This is a genomic window from Trueperaceae bacterium (genome assembly GCA_031581195.1).
Taxonomy (GTDB): Bacteria; Deinococcota; Deinococci; order Deinococcales; family Trueperaceae; genus SLSQ01.
On record JAVLCF010000214.1, the window covers coordinates 1 to 1,550 of the forward strand.

Annotated in this window: 1 protein-coding gene; it reads right to left on the bottom strand. The window is 65.9% G+C overall.

Annotation, left to right across the window (positions count from 1 at the left end):
• Window positions 1–144 precede the first annotated feature (144 nt).
• Entirely contained in the window at window positions 145–1,455 is a 1,311-nt protein-coding gene (locus RI554_11525; GenBank protein MDR9392642.1) for a nucleotide sugar dehydrogenase, read from the bottom strand.
• Window positions 1,456–1,550 lie beyond the last annotated feature (95 nt).

The following is a 1,550-nucleotide window of genomic DNA, read 5'->3' on the forward strand; positions in this document are numbered from 1 at the left end:
TCTTCGTCGGGCAGGGCCAGACGTTCGTCGGGGAGCCCCTGAGGGCCTACGTCGACACGTTGGTCGCGCTGGCGGAGGCAGGACGGTCCGACGAGGTTCGGCGCGTGGCCTTGGACGCCGCGTCGCCCCACGTCTGATGGTCCGTCACAAGCTCCAGTAGGTCACGCCGGGACCGAACGCGGCGGGATCGAACGCGCTCTTCACGTCGATGACGATGCCCTCCTCATGGAGCAGGCTCCGCACCCAATCCGTACCTTGCTCGAGGAACGCCAGGTGCGGGACGGCCACGACGACGGCGTCGAGGTGAGCGAATTGCTCGGCGGAGGCCACCTCGATCCCGTACTCGCGGTTCGCCTCTCCAGCATCGACGAGGGGGTCGTGAACGAGCACGTCCGCATCGTAGGTTTGGAGCTCGCGGACGATGTCGGGGACGCGGCTGTTGCGGAGGTCTCGGACGTTCTCCTTGAAGGTGAGCCCGAGGATGCCGATTCGGGCTCCTCCTACCGGTGTCCGATGGCGCGCCAGCATCTTGACCAGTCGTTGCGCGACGAACGCCCCCATCCCTTCGTTGATGCGGCGGCCTGCAAGAATGACGTCGGGGTGGTATCCCGCCTGCTCGGCGCGGCTGGTCAAGTAGTACGGATCGACGCCGATGCAGTGCCCCCCGACGAGACCCGGGCGGAACGGCAGGAAGTTCCATTTCGTTCCTGCAGCCTCGAGGACGTCCTGCGTTCGAATACCCAACCGTTCGAAGATGATGGCCAGCTCGTTGACGAGCGCGATGTTCAGGTCCCGCTGCGTGTTCTCGATGACCTTCGCTGCCTCGGCGACCTCGATCGAGGGTGCGCGGTGCACGCCGGCCGCGACGACGGATTCGTACAGCTGGGCGACGCGCTCCAACGTCGCATCGTCGTCGCCGGAGACGACCTTCGTGATGGTCTCCAGGGTATGCACTTTGTCGCCCGGGTTGATCCGCTCGGGGGAGTAGGCGACGTGGAAGTCCTCCAGGTGCGTCAGGCCCGACCGTCGTTCCAGAATCGGGACGCATTCTTCCAGGGTGGCCCCCGGGTAGACGGTCGACTCGAACACAACGAGGCTGTTCGCCCCCATGACCTCTCCAACGGTGGCGGAGGCAGCTGCGACGGCTGCCAAGTCCGGTCGGTGGTGGCCGTCGATGGGGGTCGGGACGGTGACGACGTACACGTCACGGCCGCGAATGTCGGCCGTGCTCGACGTCACGCGCAAAGCCGCGGATTCGAGAACGTCACTCTCGACCTCTCCCGATCGATCGACGCCGCCGCGCAGCTCATCGACCTTCGACGCATCGATGTCGAAACCGATGACGTCGAACCCTGCGCGGGCGAACGCGACTGCGATCGGGAGGCCGACGTATCCCAATCCGATGATGGCGAGGGAAACGCGGGGGGCATCAGGCATGGATCGTCCTTTCTTCATTCTTGATGAGGTGCGACCCGTTACTTCGTCGCGCGACGCCCGACGTCGCGGAGCACCTCGACGGTGCGCTCGACGTCCGCGTCCTCGAGCGTCGG